Annotated in this window: 20 protein-coding genes; 10 read left to right on the plus strand and 10 right to left on the minus strand. The window is 51.3% G+C overall.

Annotation, left to right across the window (positions count from 1 at the left end; translation table 11 throughout):
* Positions 1-46: 46 nt before the first annotated feature.
* The 3 genes from C7B82_RS29155 to C7B82_RS29165 form a co-directional block, all read right to left on the minus strand.
* Entirely contained in the window at positions 47-316 is a 270-nt protein-coding gene (locus tag C7B82_RS29155; RefSeq protein WP_106260642.1) for a GlsB/YeaQ/YmgE family stress response membrane protein, read from the minus strand.
* 209 nt (positions 317-525) lie between these two features.
* Entirely contained in the window at positions 526-1,545 is a 1,020-nt protein-coding gene (locus C7B82_RS29160) for a glycosyltransferase family 2 protein (protein ID WP_106260643.1), read from the minus strand.
* 71 nt (positions 1,546-1,616) lie between these two features.
* A complete protein-coding gene (locus C7B82_RS29165) occupies positions 1,617-2,348 on the minus strand; it encodes a C40 family peptidase (protein WP_106260645.1) in 732 nt (243 codons plus the stop codon).
* A gap of 378 nt (positions 2,349-2,726) precedes the next feature.
* Between C7B82_RS29165 and C7B82_RS29170 the strand changes: the two genes are divergently transcribed.
* From C7B82_RS29170 to C7B82_RS29195, 6 genes are all read left to right on the plus strand, one after another.
* Positions 2,727-3,650, plus strand: a complete 924-nt coding sequence (locus C7B82_RS29170) for an RluA family pseudouridine synthase (protein ID WP_245940152.1) — start codon at positions 2,727-2,729, stop codon at positions 3,648-3,650.
* A gap of 632 nt (positions 3,651-4,282) precedes the next feature.
* Positions 4,283-6,559 carry an amylo-alpha-1,6-glucosidase gene (locus C7B82_RS29175; protein ID WP_106260648.1) on the plus strand — a complete coding sequence of 759 codons (2,277 nt, stop codon included), beginning with the start codon at positions 4,283-4,285 and terminating at the stop codon, positions 6,557-6,559.
* Between the two features lie 204 nt (positions 6,560-6,763).
* The gene (lexA, locus tag C7B82_RS29180) at positions 6,764-7,378 is read left to right on the plus strand and encodes a transcriptional repressor LexA (protein ID WP_106260650.1); all 615 of its coding nucleotides are present in this window, start codon (positions 6,764-6,766) and stop codon (positions 7,376-7,378) included.
* A gap of 103 nt (positions 7,379-7,481) precedes the next feature.
* Positions 7,482-8,855 carry an AmpG family muropeptide MFS transporter gene (locus tag C7B82_RS29185; protein ID WP_106260652.1) on the plus strand — a complete coding sequence of 458 codons (1,374 nt, stop codon included), beginning with the start codon at positions 7,482-7,484 and terminating at the stop codon, positions 8,853-8,855.
* A 98-nt stretch (positions 8,856-8,953) separates the two neighbouring features.
* Positions 8,954-9,190 (plus strand): hypothetical protein, encoded by a 237-nt coding sequence (locus tag C7B82_RS29190; RefSeq protein WP_106260653.1) that lies wholly within the window; start codon positions 8,954-8,956, stop codon positions 9,188-9,190.
* Between the two features lie 159 nt (positions 9,191-9,349).
* Positions 9,350-9,775 (plus strand): GNAT family N-acetyltransferase, encoded by a 426-nt coding sequence (locus C7B82_RS29195; RefSeq protein WP_106260785.1) that lies wholly within the window; start codon positions 9,350-9,352, stop codon positions 9,773-9,775.
* Positions 9,776-9,824: 49 nt separating this feature from the next.
* On the opposite strand, the gene C7B82_RS29200 is transcribed toward C7B82_RS29195, so the two are convergent.
* Complete coding sequence (locus C7B82_RS29200; protein WP_106260655.1) at positions 9,825-10,514, minus strand: lysophospholipid acyltransferase family protein; 690 nt, start codon at positions 10,512-10,514, stop codon at positions 9,825-9,827.
* Positions 10,515-10,771: 257 nt separating this feature from the next.
* The gene (locus C7B82_RS29205) at positions 10,772-12,244 is read right to left on the minus strand and encodes a DUF3370 domain-containing protein (RefSeq protein WP_106260656.1); all 1,473 of its coding nucleotides are present in this window, start codon (positions 12,242-12,244) and stop codon (positions 10,772-10,774) included.
* Between the two features lie 436 nt (positions 12,245-12,680).
* On the opposite strand from C7B82_RS29205, the gene C7B82_RS29210 reads away from it, so the two are divergent.
* Together C7B82_RS29210 and C7B82_RS29215 are read left to right on the plus strand one after the other, a co-directional pair.
* Positions 12,681-13,430 (plus strand): MORN repeat-containing protein, encoded by a 750-nt coding sequence (locus tag C7B82_RS29210; RefSeq protein ID WP_245940153.1) that lies wholly within the window; start codon positions 12,681-12,683, stop codon positions 13,428-13,430.
* A 150-nt stretch (positions 13,431-13,580) separates the two neighbouring features.
* A complete protein-coding gene (locus tag C7B82_RS29215; RefSeq protein WP_106260660.1) occupies positions 13,581-13,895 on the plus strand; it encodes a hypothetical protein in 315 nt (104 codons plus the stop codon).
* Between the two features lie 79 nt (positions 13,896-13,974).
* On the opposite strand, the gene C7B82_RS29220 is transcribed toward C7B82_RS29215, so the two are convergent.
* The 4 genes from C7B82_RS29220 to lnt all read right to left on the minus strand — a co-directional run bounded on the left by C7B82_RS29220 (position 13,975) and on the right by lnt (position 17,439).
* The gene (locus C7B82_RS29220; protein WP_106260661.1) at positions 13,975-14,478 is read right to left on the minus strand and encodes a GNAT family N-acetyltransferase; all 504 of its coding nucleotides are present in this window, start codon (positions 14,476-14,478) and stop codon (positions 13,975-13,977) included.
* Positions 14,479-14,487: 9 nt separating this feature from the next.
* Complete coding sequence (locus tag C7B82_RS29225; protein ID WP_106260663.1) at positions 14,488-14,784, minus strand: DUF2103 domain-containing protein; 297 nt, start codon at positions 14,782-14,784, stop codon at positions 14,488-14,490.
* A 186-nt stretch (positions 14,785-14,970) separates the two neighbouring features.
* Positions 14,971-15,297 (minus strand): ATP-dependent Clp protease adapter ClpS, encoded by a 327-nt coding sequence (clpS, locus tag C7B82_RS29230; protein ID WP_106260664.1) that lies wholly within the window; start codon positions 15,295-15,297, stop codon positions 14,971-14,973.
* A gap of 378 nt (positions 15,298-15,675) precedes the next feature.
* On the minus strand, positions 15,676-17,439 hold the full coding sequence (gene lnt, locus C7B82_RS29235; RefSeq protein WP_106260666.1) for an apolipoprotein N-acyltransferase: 1,764 nt from the start codon (positions 17,437-17,439) through the stop codon (positions 15,676-15,678).
* Positions 17,440-17,702: 263 nt separating this feature from the next.
* Between lnt and C7B82_RS29240 the strand changes: the two genes are divergently transcribed.
* Together C7B82_RS29240 and C7B82_RS29245 are read left to right on the plus strand one after the other, a co-directional pair.
* Positions 17,703-17,882, plus strand: a complete 180-nt coding sequence (locus C7B82_RS29240) for a 50S ribosomal protein L32 (RefSeq protein ID WP_106260667.1) — start codon at positions 17,703-17,705, stop codon at positions 17,880-17,882.
* A 34-nt stretch (positions 17,883-17,916) separates the two neighbouring features.
* Positions 17,917-18,510: a sulfite oxidase-like oxidoreductase gene (locus C7B82_RS29245; RefSeq protein ID WP_106260669.1), complete on the plus strand. Its 594-nt coding sequence runs from the start codon at positions 17,917-17,919 to the stop codon at positions 18,508-18,510.
* Between the two features lie 83 nt (positions 18,511-18,593).
* Here C7B82_RS29245 and C7B82_RS29250 read toward each other — a convergent pair whose 3' ends face one another.
* On the minus strand, positions 18,594-19,745 hold the full coding sequence (locus C7B82_RS29250; RefSeq protein ID WP_245940154.1) for a hybrid sensor histidine kinase/response regulator: 1,152 nt from the start codon (positions 19,743-19,745) through the stop codon (positions 18,594-18,596).
* Between the last annotated feature and the right edge of the window lie 55 nt (positions 19,746-19,800).

Raw genomic sequence — 19,800 nt, forward strand, 5'->3', positions numbered from 1 at the left:
AATTGGCTCGTATCACCGCTAAGAGATTCACCACTAAGACAATTGCTTAGACGGCACGACGAGTAAGCAGACTCCAAAGGAAAATAGCAACGATCGCGCCGATAACAGCCACTAAAATGCCTGGAATACTCAAGCTTGTAGCTGCTAGCTGCAATGTTCCAGTGTTGATCAAGCTAAACAAAGAGCCACCGACGAACGCACCGATAATACCTAGAACGATCGTACCGAGAATGCCACCGCCTTGAGGACCTGGATAAATCGCTTTCGCGATCGCACCAGCAATTAGACCCAACACGATCCAAGCAATAATGTTCATGGTTGTTTACCTAAGCCTTTAAAGTTGATGCAACCAAGTTATCAAGCTGCGTAGTACTAACCAATCTGCCGAAGGATATAACTCCTAACATACTGAAGGCATAGATAAACCTAACAAGGTCGAAAGATAGTCAATGCCCTTGTAGTAACGCTGCTAGAGGAACGCCAATTCCCCTTTTAGAACACGGCTCCCCGAACAGAGATTGATGGTTAACGATCCATGCCGTTGCCTGGTTCAAGCGTCTCTCGAATGCGATAAATTGGGCGTCCTTGCGATTCATGATAGGTGCGCATAAGCAGTTCTGCTAACAGTCCCACGCTGAAAAGTTGTACACCAGCCAAAATGAGCACCACGGCTAGAATCAAGAGCGGACGATTGCCGATGTCAACGCTGTAAGCAATTTTGAGCACCGTGAGATAGATTCCGATCGCAGTCCCAAGGGCAATTGAACCGACACCAAACAGCCCAAAGGCATGCATCGGCTTAGTCAGAAACTTGCGCATGAACCAAACCGTCAGCAAATCCATAATGACCCGGAAGGTACGATCTAAGCCATATTTACTCTTGCCGAAACGACGAGCGTGATGGCGTACCGGAATTTCGGTAATTCTCGCGCCTTCAATAAAAGCAAGAGCTGGCAGAAACCGATGCAATTCACCGTAGAGGTTCATGTCGGCAATGACTTCTGCCCGATAAGCCTTCAGTGAACAACCATAATCGTTCAACTTCACACCCGTCACACGGCTAATGAGCCAATTGGCAATTTTTGAGGGCAGTAATCGAGTGAGTGCTGCATCCTGTCGGTTTTTTCGCCAACCACTGACGAGATCATAGCCCTCTTCTAGCTTTACCAGAAGGAGAGGAATATCGACGGGATCATTTTGCAGATCGCCGTCCAGGGTGACGATGACTTGTCCTCTAGCACAGCTAAAGCCCGCTGCCATAGCTGCCGTTTGACCATAGTTGCGGCGTAAAATAACCGCCCGCAGGTCATTTCGAGCTTGCACCATCTGTTTGAGCAAGGTGCCAGAGTGATCGGTGGAACCATCATCAATACAAATGATTTCGTAGTGAAGCTGCTCTGACTGGAGGCTAGAGGCGATCGCCTCGACCAAATGAGGCAAGCTATCGTACTCGTTATGAATGGGCACAACGACAGAGACTTCAGGAACGAGCGAGGCATTGGAAGCGCGTATGAAGCTCTCGTCAGGGTGTAATGAAGTACTCATGGTCAATACCGATGGCAATGGAAAAGCGAGGCTGAAAGCACTGTATCAAAAAACGACCACTTCCATGAGCGTCATTGAGGCTGGTAACAGGCGACAACGCGTCCTGCACCACGCAGTTGAGCATAGTAAGACTGACTCACGCGATCGCCCTCAGAAGACAAGCGATCGATGCCAATGCCATTCCGCCCTTGATCCTTACCGGAGCTATGGATGTAGGCGTTTTCTCCCAGGTACAACCCAACGTGAGTGGCTTTCGTGGGTGAGCCAAAGAACACTAGATCGCCAGGAAGCAACTCGGAAGGCGCGATAGCCTGTGTGAAGGCTTCCTGCTGGTAAGCATCTCTGGGAAGCCAGATGCCCACTGAGGCAAACGCCGTTTGCACCAAACCCGAACAGTCGTAGTTGGGACCAACAGTGCCGCCCCAAAGGTACTGGTTTGGCTGCGCCATCGCAGCCTGGGCAAAGGCGATCGCACCCTGCACCCTGTCTTTGATTTCTGCTTCCGCAAAAGCACCCGCTCGGTAGGGCGACTCCGCTATATCTAACTGTTCGAGATCAGCGATCGCCAGCCAACCGGGGTAATCGTCTTCACATAAACAGACTTCTAATGCACCCTGGATTGTTCCTTCTGTCGTTTCGTCCAGCAAACAAACAAGGCGTAAATAACGTCCTGCCGTTGCCTGTGTGACCAACCCTTGTAGCGCTGCAGACCCATAGAGATTCAAATTTGCCCCACACCGATACTGTGTGCGATCGGCTTTGGGAAGGGTCTGCTGAGCTTGTAAGTAGGCGAAGGAAACCACGAATGAGTTGTTGGTTGTGAGTTGCTAGAGAAAGCTGGGCGGTCATGGTCAGTGGTCAGACGTCAGGAGCTCCTCCCAATCCCCATTCCCCCAGATCTTCCATTTCCTCCGGATCAAGTTGGGCAGTTGGGAAGAATAGAGTGGTAGATGCACCCTGACATTGCCCCTGGCTTCGGCTGGGGGCATTTACTTTTTTGGGATAGCCTCCAAGGCGATAACAGACAGCAGTTTGCCGCTAAATGGCATACACATCATAAATCTAAGAGCTTCATTTTCAACCTTTTTCACGCCTGCCTTTCTCCTTCTGCCCTCTGCCTTCCTCCTTCTGTCTCCTAGCTAGAAGTGCGCTATCAAGTCCAGAATACAAGAGATGTGTCGGTGACTGGATGTGTGAATAGCGGTTGGACGTATCGAGAGCAGGTGGATCGATCGGCGCATGGCTTGACGGTTCTAGACTATTACACGCAGCGCTATCGTCACTCTAGTCGGGCTGAGTGGCAGCAACGCATTCAGTCAGGACAAGTGCTGCTCGATCAGGCAGAAACGACACCAGAGACGGGGCTGCTAGCAGGGCAGTGGCTAACCTACCAGCGACCGCCGTGGCAAGAGCCAGATGTGCCGTTGAACTTTGAAGTAATCTATGAGGACGCTGAACTGATGATGGTGGCAAAACCGTCTGGGCTGCCAGTACTTCCTGGCGGTGGGTTTCTAGAGCACACGCTGCTCTGGCGGCTGCAGCAGCGCTATCCACAGACAACACCGCTACCGATTCATCGTTTGGGACGGGGTACCTCTGGGTTAATGTTACTGGCGCGATCGCCCAAAGCTCGTGCCCATCTCAGTCAGCAACTCCGCGATCGCCAGATGCATAAAGTCTATCGAGCGCTGGCTCAGGGCAACTCGATGCCTGATTGCTTCTCCATCACGACCCCGATCGGGAAGCAAGCACATCCCGTTTTGGGCTATATCTATGCAGCGCATCCCCAAGGCGCAGTTGCACAAAGTGATTGTCAAGTGCTGCGCCGCGATGCTGAAACAGCGTTGCTTGAAGTAAGCATTCTGACGGGCAGACCGCACCAAATTCGCATTCACCTAGCAGCCGCAGGGCATCCGCTCGTAGGCGATCCGCTGTACACGATCGGGGGTGTACCAATGACCGATCGCCCATCTGTCAACGGAAAGCTGGCCGTACCCGGTGATTGTGGCTATCACCTGCATGCAATCCACTTAAGCTTTACACATCCCAACGGACAACTCATGACCTTTACCTGTCCCCCTCCGGCTGAGCTGCGGAACGATTAAAGCAGAGGGCATCGGACTAATTCCCTCCCGCTTCCTGCCTCCTGAGATTCACCTTAAAAGCCAACTTACATTTGAGCAATGCCTTACTGTTTAAAGGGTGGGCTTATTGGTTAGAAACGCTGACCATTTGGAACAATAGATTCGACAGGAATGAATTCGAAATAAAGTCAACCTTTATACAGAAAGCTAGTGCAGGGCAAGCAGATGAACAGGACGGCTGAAAAGTAGTTCCATCATGAACTTATGGAATCTTGATAACGAACACCACAATCACCACACAAGCCGCAAAAATTCTGTAGCCTTGAATATGGCTAGTTTCATGCAAAATCGTCGTTCGTAGACTGTTCCCTTCCTACTGTCAGACTGATCGTTTCACTAGACGTTGCCACGATTCGCTGTCGGCGATTCGTCCAACACGCTTCTCAGACAATGCACGAAGGGGGGACGGTGGCTTGTTAACGCTAAAACTTGAGGCTGTTCAAACAATATCCTCGGTGAGTTTGAATCTCTCTTCGTTTACTGTCTCTCCCAAAGTGCCTGCACAATGATGATCGCTCACAAATGCGTTCAAGAACGGCCTTGAGCGTCGCTATTCAAACACCTTGTCCCGTTACCCGAAATCTGTGGATCGAATGACACTAGAAACTCTTGAACTGATTGAACTCGACGGTCGAAAGTTTGCTCCCGCTGATCAGATCGCTACTACTGAATGGCCCTGTGTGCTGAGTGAGCGTCCCCATCCCATCCTGACACTGAAGGATGATGATCTCTTTTTACTGACCGACACACTAGGCAACATTGGCGGTTGCATGGAAAACGATCGCAGCTCTAGCATGGGTTTGTTTTGCCGCGATACTCGCTTTCTGAGCCGTTTGGAACTGCAAATTGAGGGACGATCGCCCATTCTCTTGAGCAGCACGGCCGATAAAGGCTTCTTTCTGTCAGTGTTGTGCACCAATCCTCAAATCGACGATCGCATTCGCGCCGAATCGATCGGTATCAAACGCGAACTCGTCCTTAACGGTGGTTTATTCGAGGAGATTGAGATCTCCAACTACACCACTGGTACGGTTAGTTTTGAAATGAGCCTCAGCTTTGATGCTGACTTCAAAGACCTCTTCGACATCCGGGGGTATGCTCGCGAAAACCACGGCAAACTGTTGCGGGTAGTGCCCTCCGAGTTGGCTAATGCCGATCAGAGCGAAACGTTTGCTATGGACGGCGCTACGAGCCCGGTTGCCAAAGCCACAGAGATGACGCTGGCTTATAAAGGGTTAGACGGCTCGCTAATGGAGTCGCGCATTTACTTCGTCCATCAGCAGCCCGACTTACTGAAAGGCTTTACAGCTGTTTGGCAGTTAACGATTCCATCTCACGAAACGTTGAAAGTGGGCTATCGCCTGCAAATGTTCAACAACAGCAGTGCTATTTCTGTCGTTAGCGCTCCGGTCACGCTGTCTCAGGCAAAAGCCGCTGAGCTGATGGAGGAGCAGACCTGGCGGCAACAGGTGACCCGGATTCGATCGGATAAGAGCACCTTTAACCAGATTATTGAGCGCGCAGAACAGGATATTTACTTGCTGCGACAGTCCTTTGGCAAAGGTAAAGCCCTGTCGGCTGGCGTGCCCTGGTTCTCGACGCTCTTTGGGCGCGATTCCATCATTGCGGCGTCTCAAGTGCTGATGCTCGACCCCCAGATCGCCCGTGAAACGCTGATTATCCTGGCGCAGTATCAGGGCAAAAATGAAGATGAATGGCGTGATGAACAACCTGGCAAGATTCTACATGAGATTCGCTTTGGTGAAATGGCCCGCTGTCAGGAAATTCCACACACCCCTTACTACGGCACCGTTGATGCCACGCCGCTCTGGCTAATGCTCTATGCCGAGCACTTTGCCTGGACAGCCGATCGCGAAACCCTTGATCACCTGTGGTCTCATGCTCTAGCGGCCATGGATTGGATCGATCGCAACTGCAAAGAAACTGGCTACCTGAGGTACTTACGCACGTCCCGACGTGGACTAGCCAACCAGGGCTGGAAAGATTCGGGCGACTGCATCATCAACCGACGTGGGCACCTGGCAGAAGGTGCGATCGCCCTCTGTGAAGTGCAGGCATACGTCTACGCGGCAAAAATTCGGCTGGCACAAATTGCCCGTATGAAAAAGCGCATTGACTTAGCCGATCGCTGGGAGGATGAAGCCAAAGACCTCAAGGTTCGGTTTAACCGCGATTTCTGGATGGAAGATCAGGATTTTTGCGCGTTGGCACTAGATGGGGATGGCAAGCCCGTCGACAGCATTACGTCTAATCCTGGGCATTGCCTCAATCTGGGCATCTTCACACCCGAAAAAGCTTACAGCGTTGCCGAACGCCTGCGAGCACCGGATATGTTCAACGGCTGGGGCATTCGCACCCTCAGCAGCCTGTCTCCTGCTTATAACCCAATGGGCTACCACATTGGCTCTGTGTGGCCTCACGATAATGCTATGACTGCGATCGGGCTACGATCGCTCGGTCTCATTGACCAGGCGCTTGAAGTTGCCAAAGGCATTCTGGATATGACGAAACGCCAGCCTTATCAGCGGCCTCCAGAGCTGTTTTGCGGCTACGAACGTACTGGAGATAACGATCCGGTTCAGTATCCGGTGGCTTGCTCACCGCAAGCGTGGGCAACCGGCAGCGTCTTTCAGCTCCTCCAGATGATCGTCAACCTTGTACCAGACGCTCCCAATAACCACCTCCGCATTATCGATCCTGCCCTGCCAGAATCGATTAACTACCTTGCTCTGCAAAATCTCCGCGTCGGACCAACGCTGTTGGATCTGGAGTTTGAGCGATCGGGTTCTAGCACTGCCTGCCGTGTTTCCAAAAAACGCGGCAATCTGCGCGTAGTGATTGAAGCGTAGATGAGTCAAGCAGTCGGCTGCAAGCTGAGTTGGATGGAATCGGCTCACCGAACTCAGCCTGCCAGTCGAACTTGCAGCTTGTGATGAAAGAAGCGTTAGGCTACCACGACATAAAAATCAATCTTTATTAGTGTAAAAGTACTGGACAGGCTGCGATTTTGATGGTACAAGTGTTCTAAGTACTGCGATCGTTTAATTACTGCTATGGAAACCCTTACTGACGCCCAACAAGAGCTCTATGACTGGTTAGTGGGCTACATTCGTGAGTACCAGCATTCGCCTTCCATTCGGCAGATGATGAAAGCAATGGGCTTGAAGTCTCCAGCTCCCGTCCAAAGCCGTCTAGAACACTTGCGGACGAAGGGCTACATCGACTGGAATGAGGGTAAAGCCCGCACCATTCGTCTCACCCAGGCATCCTCTCCCGGCGTGCCTATTTTGGGTGCGATCGCAGCAGGTGGCCTGGTAGAAACCTTTGTAGAAACGGAGGTTGAGCATCTCGACTTCTCCAATATGCTGCTGAATCCCCGCTTTTTTGCTTTACGGGTACGTGGGCAGAGCATGATTGAGGCACTCATTGATGACGGGGATGTCGTGATCATGCAGCCGATTTCTGACCCCAAAGCACTGAAGAACGGCACGATCGTGGCAGCCAGAGTGGAAGGCCAAACGACCCTCAAATACTTTCACCGCAAAGGCAGTAGAGTCGTTTTGCAGCCCGGTAATCCTGATGCAGAGGCTTATCCGCCTATTGAAGTGCCAGCGAAGGATATTGACGTCCAGGGCATTCTAGTTGGCGTTTGGCGAGAAAAGCTGTAGTCACGTTTGCGCTGACTGAGAATACGGGGAATGCGGTAAGTCTATGGCATGATGGCTGAATGCTAAGCGCAGCGCTCAGTTTGGTGAGTGTTTGGATTCAGCCGTGAAAGCCTCTCAATCGTTCTTACAAGTCTTTCAGAGTCGCAAGATGGCGGCAATTTTGCTGCTGGGATTTGCCTCTGGGTTGCCGTTTGCGCTGACCGACGATGCGTTTCGCGCCTGGATGACCAAAGCAGGGCTAAGCCTCAGCACGATCGGCTGGTTTAGTTTGGTCAGCCTCCCATATTCGCTCAAGTTTATCTGGTCACCGCTGCTCGATCGCTTTGTGCCACCCTTCTTAGGACGCAGGCGTGGCTGGATGGTACTGGCACAAATAGGGCTCATCGCTGGCATTGTGGCGATCGCGCTGCAGATGGGTGTGATTGCAACTCTAGACCCACAGCAGCTAACCTTCAACTTGCAACTGCTGGCGCTCACGGCTTTGGGGGTTGCTCTGTTGAGCGCTACGCAAGATATTGCGATCGATGCTTACCGTGCCGATGTGGTGTCAGAGCGGGAAGTGGGCGCTGGCGCGTCCATGACCATTTTGGGTTATCGCTTAGCGCTATTGCTGACGGGTTGGATTGCCTTTAATCTGGCCGATCGCATTACCTGGCCTTGGGTTTATGGATTAATGGCGTTACTAATGGGTGCTGGACTGCTGACATCCTTTTGGGCACCAGAACCGGTGGAGCGCGATCGACCGCCCGAATCGTTGCGTCAAGCGGTTGTACTACCCTTTCTAGAATTTTTTCGACGCCTGGGCTGGCAGCAAGCACTTTTTACCTTAATCTTCATCATTCTGTTCAAGCTCGGCGATGCGATGGTCGCCAAAATGGCAGTACCATTCCTTGGGGGCAAGGGACTTGGTTTTGCCGATGCCGATATCGGCAATATTCGTCAGGGCATGGGGCTCATTGCCACGATCGTCGGTAGCCTCACAGGTGGAGCGGTGCTGAGCAAGCTTGGCATTAATCGATCGCTGTGGGCTTTTGGTGGACTGCAAGCCCTCAGCAACCTGGGTTACTACTTTCTAGCCGTAGTGGGCAAAAACTATCCGTCTATGGTTGCCGCCATTAACGTTGAAAATTTCTGTGGCGGGTTAGGCACGGCTGGTTTTTTGGGCTTTCTGATGAGTCTTTGCAACCCCCGTTTCTCAGCCACTCAGTTTGCGCTGCTGTCTAGCTTGATGGCAGTGGGTAGAGATTTACTGGCAGGTCCCGCCAGTGGTGAACTGGCACAACGGCTCCAGCCCTTTATCCAGGCACATGCAGAGACCTTTGGTACGTTGTATCTAGCAGGTGCAACCCAACAGGGATGGGCATTGTTCTTCCTCATCACGCTGGTGGCATCGCTGCCGGGTCTGTTGCTGCTACCGCTCTTTGCACCCTGGAATGGCACACGATCAAATTTTGCAAATTTGCATGATGAGAATTAACGATGTCGCGTTACGATAAATGATAGGAACTTCATAAATCTTGAGTGAAGTCTCAGAATTTTCTACTCCAATTAAATACTATTCATACGGCTAGGTTCATGGCGTTCTTCAGGCAGTACATTGCTCCCATTTTTATCTTTCTGATCTTCTTTGTGGCGCTAGCAGCCGTTAGTGCCCGTATCTTCCTGCCTTCTGATATGGCGGCTCCTGCGCCTGTTAGTGAAGTGAGCCCGCAGAATGTGTTAGAGCCCAGCACAGAATCCGTTGCGGGTCTGCCCCCAGCACTTGCAGCGCTAGTGAAGGGTTTGCCTGACGACCCTGCACTGTTTCAGTAGCTTAAATGGCTTTCGTAGTGCTCAGAAGATGCTGTTTATTGCTGCTTAACGGTCATTAATGTTAACCATCGGATAGCCGTCTCTTTGTCGCACCAACTGCCTGATGGTTATAGCTTGCACGTGGGTTCGAGTCTTGATCGACCACTGCTGCTTAAGTTCATGCAGCGAACCTATCAAGAGTTGGAAACAGCAGATGGCTACGCGCATCTGGCAAAAACGATCGATCAATATTTGTCCAACGAAACGCCTCTCTGGTGGGTCGCTGCTGTCGATCGCTCAGAAAATTTGCTCAAGCTACCGTCAAGTCGATCATCCCAGTCAGTTGCTTGCCTCTGGTTAGGTACGGCAATCGACCAATTGCACGGCGATCGCCATGCTCATATCTTTTTACTTTACGTACTCCCACAGCATCGACGTCGGGGCATTGGTAAAGCACTTATGCTTCATGCCGAAGCCTGGGCAAAAGAGAGGGGCGATCGCCAAATCGGGCTACAGGTTTTTCAATCGAATCACGCCGCACGCAATCTGTACGATAGCTTAGGTTTTGGCACTCAGTCACTGTGGATGGTAAAGCCTTTGAGGTAGCGCCCAGGAACCCGGTTTCAAGCAGCATTCTCACAATCGGCCCAACGCTCTACGCCCTTACTTTTTTCAAACTTTTGAATAGCGCTTTTTCCAGTGCCTCTGTGATCGCTTGAGCCGTTTCTTTATCGCTGCTTTGTTGATAGTCAGCAGCATAGAGGGGCGGGCTAATCGTGATTGTGATGTGCGATCGCCAGACGGGTGTTGGTTCATAGTGGATGGCAATGGGCACGATCGGAATGTGTAGCGGCTCTGATGATAAGGCCTCTGCCTGCAACACCAGACGCGCTAAGCCAGGTTTGAGTGGACGTACAGGTTGGTCGCGAACGATGCCTCCTTCAGGAAACAGCATCAGTTTTTTTCCCCTTTTTAGGAGTGCGATCGCATAGCGAAAGCTGGCGATTTTAGGATGGTTCACATCAACCGGAAACGCACCTAGTCGAGGTAGTAACCAGCCTTGCCAGCCAGAAAACTGATTAGCATTCGTCATAAACCAGAGCGGTTCGACACTCAGCAGTGCCAGCACAACCGGGTCCCAACGACTGTAATGTTTAGGTGCCAGCACCATCGCTCCCTGAGTTGGCAGATGCTTGCTACCTTCAATCACGATCGAACCGAAAAAAAGGCTCAAGAACAAACGGTGAAGGGGCAACAGCAGCCAGTAAAGCCAGGGCTTAACCGATGTATGAACCGGTGGCTCGGATCCAGCCCGTAAATCTGATCTAGCTTGTGGAGTAGACATAGGGGCTGTAAAGAAATAACGTCATGGACTGTAGCGGTCAGCCGTCAGCGGTCAGCCATTAGAGAAAAGCTGACCGCTGATAGCTGATAGCTAATCCAAACGTATGCAGTTATTTTTTAACAAGTCCATAGCGCCATGAAGGAAGCTTTGAGTTTATGCTGACCATAGGCGGTTGAGCGGCCTTCGGCTTAAGCTCAGGTCGAACGCTCACGTTGAAGCCTGACCGTTGACTACTTGCTTACTGACTACTGACCATATCAGGGGTTACTCACCGTTTTCACCGTTAAAACCTGAGGCGGCGTTGAGTCGGGCGGGTAAAGAAAGTCTAGCTGGACGAGTCGGTGATCGCCTTTTGGCATGGTCAGCGAAATCAAGGGTTCGCCCTCTTGCCCGCGCTGGAGAATCAGGTGAATATACCGCGTCTGGGGTGCGCCGCGATCGTCGGTATAGCGCAATCGTACCGGGCCACGAAAGAAAATGCGGTCTTCGGGTGGCGTGAAAAACAGTAGCCCACCCTTGGCTCGATCTTCCTTTAAGGGAGTCTGGATGGCTACAGTCACTGTTTGGCGCTGCCCGGTGGCATTGTGTAATGGTAGCGTCAGGCTGTACTGAATGCCATAGTTGCCGTGCGCCTGGTAAGCCGTATCAGGGTAGCGTACCAGCAAGGAGGCACTCTGCACTTGCCCCGTCCCAAACGTACCTTGATAAAGCGTGCTCAGCCCGTAGGAGAAGGCACGTCCCCGCTTAGGAATGCTCAGCGAATCAGCCTTAGGGCTATCAGTTAAGTTTGCTTTCCACTCAGATCCCAGGGCGACACCCGAAACCCGTCCGTAGATTACCCGTGCGTAGTCTTTCAGCCGCTCGATCGGCGTTGGCGCAATATCACGGGGTCCTGCTAAATTGCCGTTAACGAGCAAGTTTTGCCATTCTTCTAAGGTAGGGCTACGTTCCGTTTTGTCAGGATTGAGCGGCGCAAACATAGCCAAACTAGCCATGTAAATAGGTCCACTGCTCCTGAGCCGCAGTAAAGTCGAGCGACCGTTAGACGACGGCGTGACATTGCCAACAGGGATAGGCAGATTCATCAGCATCCAGCTTTGGCGGGGTGGAATGACCATCACAGCAGGCCAATTCCCCTGTCGTCGCCCACGCAGCACATCGTTGACCGTGCGGCTTCCAGGGCCGGCATAGACTCTGCCAGTTGGATCGTCTACGTAAGAGGGCAACTCCACAAACAGCGCATCGGGGCGCGTGAGATAGCTTGCACCCTGCAGAATGTCGATCGTCACAGGCTGATACGTCGGGTTATACACAAGCACACCCTGAAAGAGCGTGCGCGTATCATTCAAGCCTTTTGTTCTTGCGATATGGTGAGAAAATAAGTCAAACCGACCCTGGAAAGGAAAGTTTAGATGCGCCGAAGCGACGGCTTTACCCTCTGGCGGGAAGGTCGATAGCAAGATGCCGTCGGTTTGTACTAACTCCGGGCTGTTACTATTAAAAACCGGGACGGTATCCAGTTGTCCGGGCAAGACGCGAAGTTCTTGAGGCTCAAACACTTCTTGACGCGGAAGCAATTCCTGAGGCGGTAAACGCTGCTCCTGAAATGGCACAATTTCTTGCGCGGGTGGTACTTTCGATGGCGTCGAGTTTGGTACTGAAGGCGATGGTAATGGGATCGGAGCCGCGATCGTCTGCGCGAGAGTGAAGAGCGATAACAATGAAAACATCAGTAAACCCGAAACAATCTTACAGCAAAGGTATTAACTGGCAAAGGCACAAGAGAATCGGGCTTTGTGACCCGATCGCGGTAGATAAACGCCAAGAGAGCAGTCTGTTCAACAAACAATACGAGATGACATTACTTGGCTAAAAAATGAGACTTCAGGTAGTAAGGATGACATGAGCAGGATGTACGCTACAACACCTGAGCTTCTTATACACACAACATTTACTTAGGAGCCGCTAAATCATGCACTAGGTTCAAAACCGTGATCGATAATACGCCAATCAGAGACTATCGTCAGGAGCTTTAACAGTTTCTCTTTAAGCGCGAATCCTGACAAGCAGTTACCCACCCTGAACAGAGTAAGCATTTTAGCCGATCAGACCGAGCAAACTGCGACATTAATGCAACATTTTGCACAGCTCTTTGAGGAGAGAATTTTGTTTGAACATGTTCCGGCTTTCCGTTTGAGCCTCATGATACTGACCGCGGTTAGTATCACTAGCTTAAGTTATGTCCGTGATGCCCTCTTTGCACCCGCGATCGCACAAGCAACTGAATCGGGCAATTACTGTCAAGGGCGATCGCGTGATGGCTTAATTAACGGCAAAGCCGTCTGCACGTTTCCCAGTGGCAATCGTTATGAAGGTGACCTACACGATAGTAGGCGGCAGGGCAAAGGAACCTTTAGTTTTGCCAACGGCGCTCGCTGCGATGGTGAATTTAAAAATGATTTACTCAATGGCAAAGGAATCTGCATTTTTCCGAGCGGGAACCGTTATGAAGGCGAGTTTCGTGACGGCAATCGTGACGGTAAGGGCACCTTTAGTTTTGCTGACGGCAGTCGTTGTAGCGGTGAGTTTCGAAACAATTTGCTCAATGGAAATGGCGTTTGCACGTTTCCTGGTGGAAACCGCTTTGAAGGCAACTTTCAGGACAGTCGTCGCCAGGGCAAGGGCGTGTTTACCTTCGCCAACGGCATTCGTTGCGAAGGGGACTTTCGCAATGAAGTGCTGAATGGCTTTGGCACTTGCACCTTCCCTAGTGGTAACCGCTATGAGGGTGAGTTTCGCGACGGCAGACCCAATGGCAGAGGTACTTACATTTTTGCTGATGACACTCGCATTGAAGGTGTTTGGCGAGACGGCAAGTATTTCAAAACCCCTAAAAATGGGCGGTTGCAAAGCTGAGTCAGGGCACCTGTTTTTTTCCTTGAGAGTTTTTGCGTTTTCTGAAGCGTCCCGTCTCAATTATTGCTCTTTGTAAGGATCGCTGTATCTCACAGCACATCTTCCCTTAGACTAAATTGTCTTCAGCCTTTAAGCATCTTAGGTAAACACATGCCACACCTTTCCTGGCACGATTATTTAACGATTCTTTCGTTCTTTGCGTCGATCGTGGGTATAGCGCTTCTCTTTAAAGGTAGTCAGGCACATGAGAGCGACTGGGAAACTACCGATCGCGTATTAATGTTAATGACTTTTACCTATTGGCTAGTTTACTGCGTGACCGCTGGCTTACAGCAGTTTATTTTGCCCCAGTGGGAGGTACTGCTATGGAGCGTGAAGCTAACAGGTGTGCTTGCTTATTTGCTAACAGCAGCTTGTGTGCTCAGCTTACCCCTGCATCGCGTTTCCATACGCCAACCGGAGTAGTACGTGTTGATTGGTTAAAGGGTGGTATTAGTTGTTGGTTAAAAGTCGTTTGAGACCGTAAATAACTAACAACTAAGCCTTAATTTTGCTTGTGGCTCAGATCGGCTAAGAGTTCGATCGTGCTCATACGAAAACCACAAGACTGGAACAATCGTCGGGCGGCCTCATTGGCAACAGCGGTCTCTCGTCGAACCTGTGCAATCCCTTTGTCCCGAAAGGCCTGTAATGCCCGTTCGACGAGTGGCCGCCCCAACCCTAATTGAGGATGAGTGGGCTCTACCGAGAGATCGTGAATGAAGCCAAATGCTTGAAGTCGATAAATGGGGATTTCTGCTTCGATCGTAGCAACGAGAAAAGCTACGAGCTCAACCACTTGATCACGATCGCCTGGTTCTCGCTCAGCCACCAAGAAAATACTTCGATCGCTGGCTGCCTGCTGCGCTAAGCAGCGTCTGTAGCGCTCAGCGGGATTGGGCAAAAAACCGTATTTGGCAGCATCCCACACCTCGTGCAGAGCGCAGATTTGAGCCACCATGGGCAGCACTGCAGGCACATCAGCAGGAGTGGCGGGTCGAATTTGCATGACGATTCGCTACCGATGTTTGATCACGTGGTCAATCGCCGCTTCGAGCTGATCTTGCAGCAAGGTAGTCAAAATGAAGACTTCCTGCACTGTCTTGCCTTGTCGTGCGATCACCTTAAAGCCACCGCGAATGGGTACCGATATTTTGAGCACCATTTTGGGCGCGTGAGAGCGCACTGGGCCAATTACCCCCGGGGTGATCGTCTGAATGCCTTCCTGACGGATTAAGCGTTCCAGAAGCGGAATCAGTCCAGGGATATGGGTGGAGTGATTGAGGACAAGTCTGCCGCCTTGAGAACTGCTCATGGGAAGGGTGAAAAAGGTTAGGATGTCGTTCTTACAGGTTGATTGAGCGGTTCTTGAGTGCGTTCTGCAGCCTGCGTTGCTCTTGAGACTTTGGTTTAACGGAAGCGATCGGCCGTTAGTCGTTAGCCGTTGAAAGCCAATCCAGACCTCAACATTGATCGCTGCAGACTCATCGCCACAACAAAGCTAAGCCGCCTCCAAGGGAGCCATTGTCAAGCCTTCCATGCCAAGCTGCATGTGGTAGAGTTCTGCCTGTTCTTGAGGCCCAACCCAAACGATCGCCTGTCCTTCAAAGTGAATCTGGTTCGTCAGTTCCCAAGCACGATCGGGTGTCATCCCTGGAATATGTTCTAGAAGACTTTCAGACACATGCTGGAAGGTGTTGAAATCATCATTAAGCACAATGATTTTGAAATTAGGGTAATGCTGGCGAGTCACTTCGCTCGATCGTGAAGGAGCCACCGTTGGCGCAGCGGCTATTGCAGAGAGAACCGCCGAGTGAGTCATAGCCATAGAGAATTTACCAAAAAAGCACCAGCCACTAGCCACTAGCAGCGTTTATGTTTTTATCCTAACCCAGTGGTTCGCTTCCAAACGTGCAAATTGCTGAGCCGATGATCAAGCGTTGGTCTACACGGAGAAAGGCTCGTTAAGACGCTTGGACCTAGTACTGAATGCCTGTCTAAGGGGCTGTAAAGAAATAACGTCATAGTTTTAAGCGTTCAGCCGTTAGCTATCAGCTGTCAGCTTTTCTCTAATTGCTGAACGCTGATCGCTCAGCCAAAATGTGCAGTTATTTTTTGACAAGTCCTAAGGTTGCTGGTGAGACTAGCGCCTTGGCTTGTAACCGCCAGCTATCAGCTTTGCTCCGCCCGTTAAGGTCTGAGCGCTTTAGACCCGTTGACGTGAGAACAGCACCATGATCGCTCCCAAGCTCACTAGTAATGGAGTGAGCCAATCGCCCCAGCGGACATACAGTGTCTGTGTCTGACGGCGAAAAATGGTTGCTACATGGGTTTGATAGGTATGTGGTTGCGATCGCCACTCTACATGACCATGAGGAGTAACAAAGCCAGAATAGCCTGTGTTGGTGGCACGGACTGCCCAGCGATCGGTCTCGATGGCTCGCATAATGTCTTGCGCCTGGTGCTGCGCCATCAGCACTTCGCTGTAAGGGTCCAGGTTCGATGCGGTCAAGATGAACTGTCCCCCTGCTGCTGCCTGCGATCGAAACACTTCAGGGAACGCAGAATCGTAGCAAATGCTGGCGATCGCCCGTCCAAACGGCGTCTCAAACTGTTGTCGGAAGGCTCCTGGTTGTCCATTCTCCGTAATCGGGGAGAGAATGCTGATCATGCCCCCCAGAAGGTTCTGAAAGGGAATATATTCACCTAACGGCACAAGCTTAATTTTGTCGTAACGGCTTGCGGTAGTGCCATCACTGGCAATAGCCACCAAGCTACGAGCAATGCCACCGTTCTGTGCTGTAAAGGTTCCCAGCCAAAGCAGAGTGCCGCGCTCCAACACCGCTTGATAGAGGGGGCTACGGAGCCTATTCGATTCATTCCACAAAAACGGCAAAGCGCCCTCTGGTGTAAGCACGGCATCTACACCCTCAGCAACCAACGTCTCATAGCCATTGGTATACCCCTTGGTTGCTTTCTGAATACCCTCACTCCCTAATTTGATGCGCGTAGGCACATTGCCTTGAATGATGCCCACCTTAAGCGCTGCTCCATTTGTCGATGACAGTGAACGGGCGTAGAGTGCATAACCCAGCAAATGCACAGCAATGAGGAGTATGGCAGCGAAGGATAGCAGGGTAACGGCTTTGAGTTTTGAGTTTTGAGTAGTGCTTGGCGCCGCTACGCTAGAGAGTTTTGAGTTTTGAGTAGTGCTAGAGAGTTTTGAGGTTTGAGTGGTTAACGGCTGACGGCTGACGGCTGACAGCTGATAGCTCATCCACACCTCAGCTAACAGCCCATTAACAGCCACGATCGCCGCTGTCACTCCAGAGGTGCCAGAGAGTTGACCCAGATGCAATAAGGCCAGGTTGCCTGGACTTTGAGTGTAAGCAAGTGACGTCCAACCCAGCGGACCCAAACTCCAAAACCATTCCAGACCACACCAAAGCGCGGTGCCCACCAACACTCTGCGAAGCGAAGCAAACGGTAATGGAAAGCGATGAAGATCCAGGGCTAGAGGATGAAGGAGGCAAAAAGGGGGCTTGTGCTCGATCGCCTGGCCTTCATTACTAAAACCTTCGAGCTGTTGTAGAAGCCATGCCCAAACGATGACTAGCGCTGCGCCCCAAAGTGTGATGAAGCCCCAACAGAAAAGCACGATCGCGATGCTTGCCAGCCACGGTACGCCCAGCCAGGTCAATGGGTGCAGCCCTGTAATCCAGGAAAGCGCCAGTCCGTGATAGCCTATGCCCCATGCAAGGGCAAGAAGAACTGGCGTCATCCATTTACCCTTTATGCTCCGCTCTGTAATCAGTACCCATAGCGGCGCTAACGCGACCCATGCCAGTGGAAACAGATTGAGTGGGGCGGGCGCTAAGCCCATCAAGAGACCGCTCCCAACCGCGATCGTCAGAGGCAATAGGTTGGAGCGGAACGAAGCGGGACGATCGCCCCGCAAAGGGTGCCACATTTTGAACCTTCTACATCTGTTTAAGCACAATCACCACCATACCAAGACGCTTAGATTTGGTCGTCAATCTCGGTTGGGGAGACATAAACCCCATCCATGTTGAGACCCGGAGTTTTTGAGCATAGTCTAACGGAGTTTGAAGATCCTAACGGGCAGGCTTTCCAGCCATATTTTCGAAACTACGGTTTTCAAGCTGGACGAGGTATAGATTCAGGATTAATGCCCTAGAATAGGAAAGCTGTCAAAATAAACCATCCACTGCTATGGCTGTTCCTAAGAAGAAAACCTCTAGCTCCAAGCGCGATCAGCGTAAAGCCACCTGGAAGCGTAAAGCAAACCTGCAGGCGCAACGGGCGCTGTCGATCGGCAAGTCGATCCTGACTGGGCGTGCTGAAGGCTTTATCTATCCACAAGCTGATGCTGAAGACGAAGAAGAGTCGTAACGTACGCAAAACTCTACTAAAGCCATAGGTTGCCATGCTGGGAAAGTTTTTTCAGAAACCAGATCCAGAGCTACAAGATCGCGTCCCGCCCGGTCAGCATCTCGCTAAAGGCTTTCCAGTCCTAACGTATGGTGAAACGCCTCTCGTTCAGTCCAATGACTGGCAACTGCGTGTATGGGGCTTGGCAACGCCAGTTATTTTTAGCTGGGATGACCTGATGTCAATGCCGCAAAGTAGCTTTACGGCTGATTTTCATTGTGTTACAACCTGGTCAAAGCTGGATGTGCAATGGACAGGCGTTAAAGTGACTGATTTTATGCGCCATGTGGAGCTTGACCCCAAGGCAGTGCATCTGATGGAGCATTGCTACGGTGGGTACACAACCAACATTGCGATCGACGATTTTTTGCGCGAAGAGAACTTTTTCGCGCACACACTTTTTGGTGAGCCACTCCCGGCGGAACACGGTGGGCCCTTGCGGTTAGTCGTGCCCCATTTATATGCCTGGAAAAGCGCTAAGTGGCTCAACGGTCTGGAGTTTCTCGACCATGAAGCGTTAGGCTTTTGGGAACGCAATGGCTACCATCGGCGCGGTGAGCCGTGGGCTGAAGAACGCTACAGCAATTGACGGTAGTGGTTAAGAACGAACCGTCGTGTTTCAAGTAAGTGGTGCATAAACTGTAAACTCGCTATCGATAGCGAGTTTACAGTTTATGCTTGCATTGGCAGACAGACGGTAAAGACGCTGCCTTTGCCAACGTCTGACGTGAGGTAAATCTGCCCCTGATGAGCTTCAACGATTTGGCGCGAGAGGTGTAGCCCTAAACCGCTACCAGCGCGCCTGTGGCTACCAGTAATAAAACTTTCAAACAGCTTGGGCTGGTCAGCGATCGGAATACCAGGCCCCGTATCAGCGATCTCCAGGACGATCGCGCTCTTCTGGTTGGAGGTTGTCAAACGCGCGGTGACAGAACCCGCATCAGTGAACTTAAGCGCATTACCCAGCAGATTAGTAAGAACACGCCGCAACTCGATCCGATCGCCCATCACGAGACCTGAGGTATGACTGTTCTGTAGAGCCGATTGATCGAGCGTTAGCGTCAGTTTTTTTTCGATCGCGAGTGGTTGTAATTCATCAATGACCGTTTCTGCAAGTTCCGACAGTTTGACCGATGTAAAATTGAGTGTCTTCCGTCCGGCTTCGTAGCGGTAAACTTCCAGTAACAGATTCACCATCGTCAGCAGATTTTGATTACTGCGAATCATCGTACCGATGGCTTCACCCATTGCAGGTGGTGGTTCGCCCAGCGCTCCTTGCTGAAACAGGGTTAACATGCGATCGGCGGCAACCAACGGTGTTCGCAGATCATGCGTCAGACGAGAGACAAAATCCTCACGCTGGCGGGCAATCAAGTCGCGCTCATCGACACTATGCTTGAGACGTAGCAACGATCGTACCCGTGCGACGAGTTCATCAAATTCAACGGGTTTACGAATAAAATCATCCGCGCCAATATCTAACCCACGCACAACGCTAGGTTGATCATGAGCCGTGATCAATAAGATTGGTAGAAACGGCAGATCGGTATTCTGGCGAATGCGACGCGTTACTTCATACCCATCCATACCTGGCATCATCACGTCTAGCAGCAGCAAATCGGGCGGAGTCGCCTCAATGTAGTTGAGTGCTGCACTACCGCTACTCGCGACATCAATGTGATAGCCCTCTTGCTGCAACAGCGTCTGAATCAAAAAACAATTATCAGGCAAATCGTCCACAACCAAAATGCGATCGACTCTAACGGAACGAGGCGAGAGCGGCTGGTTCATATTGATCGATCGGGGCGAAAGGGATGGACTCATCGGTGTAGGACAAACGATAGCGACAGACAAACTCAACTCAAACAAGATTTAAGCA

The organism is Stenomitos frigidus ULC18 (assembly GCF_003003795.1).
GTDB lineage: Bacteria > Cyanobacteriota > Cyanobacteriia > Leptolyngbyales > Leptolyngbyaceae > Stenomitos > Stenomitos frigidus_A.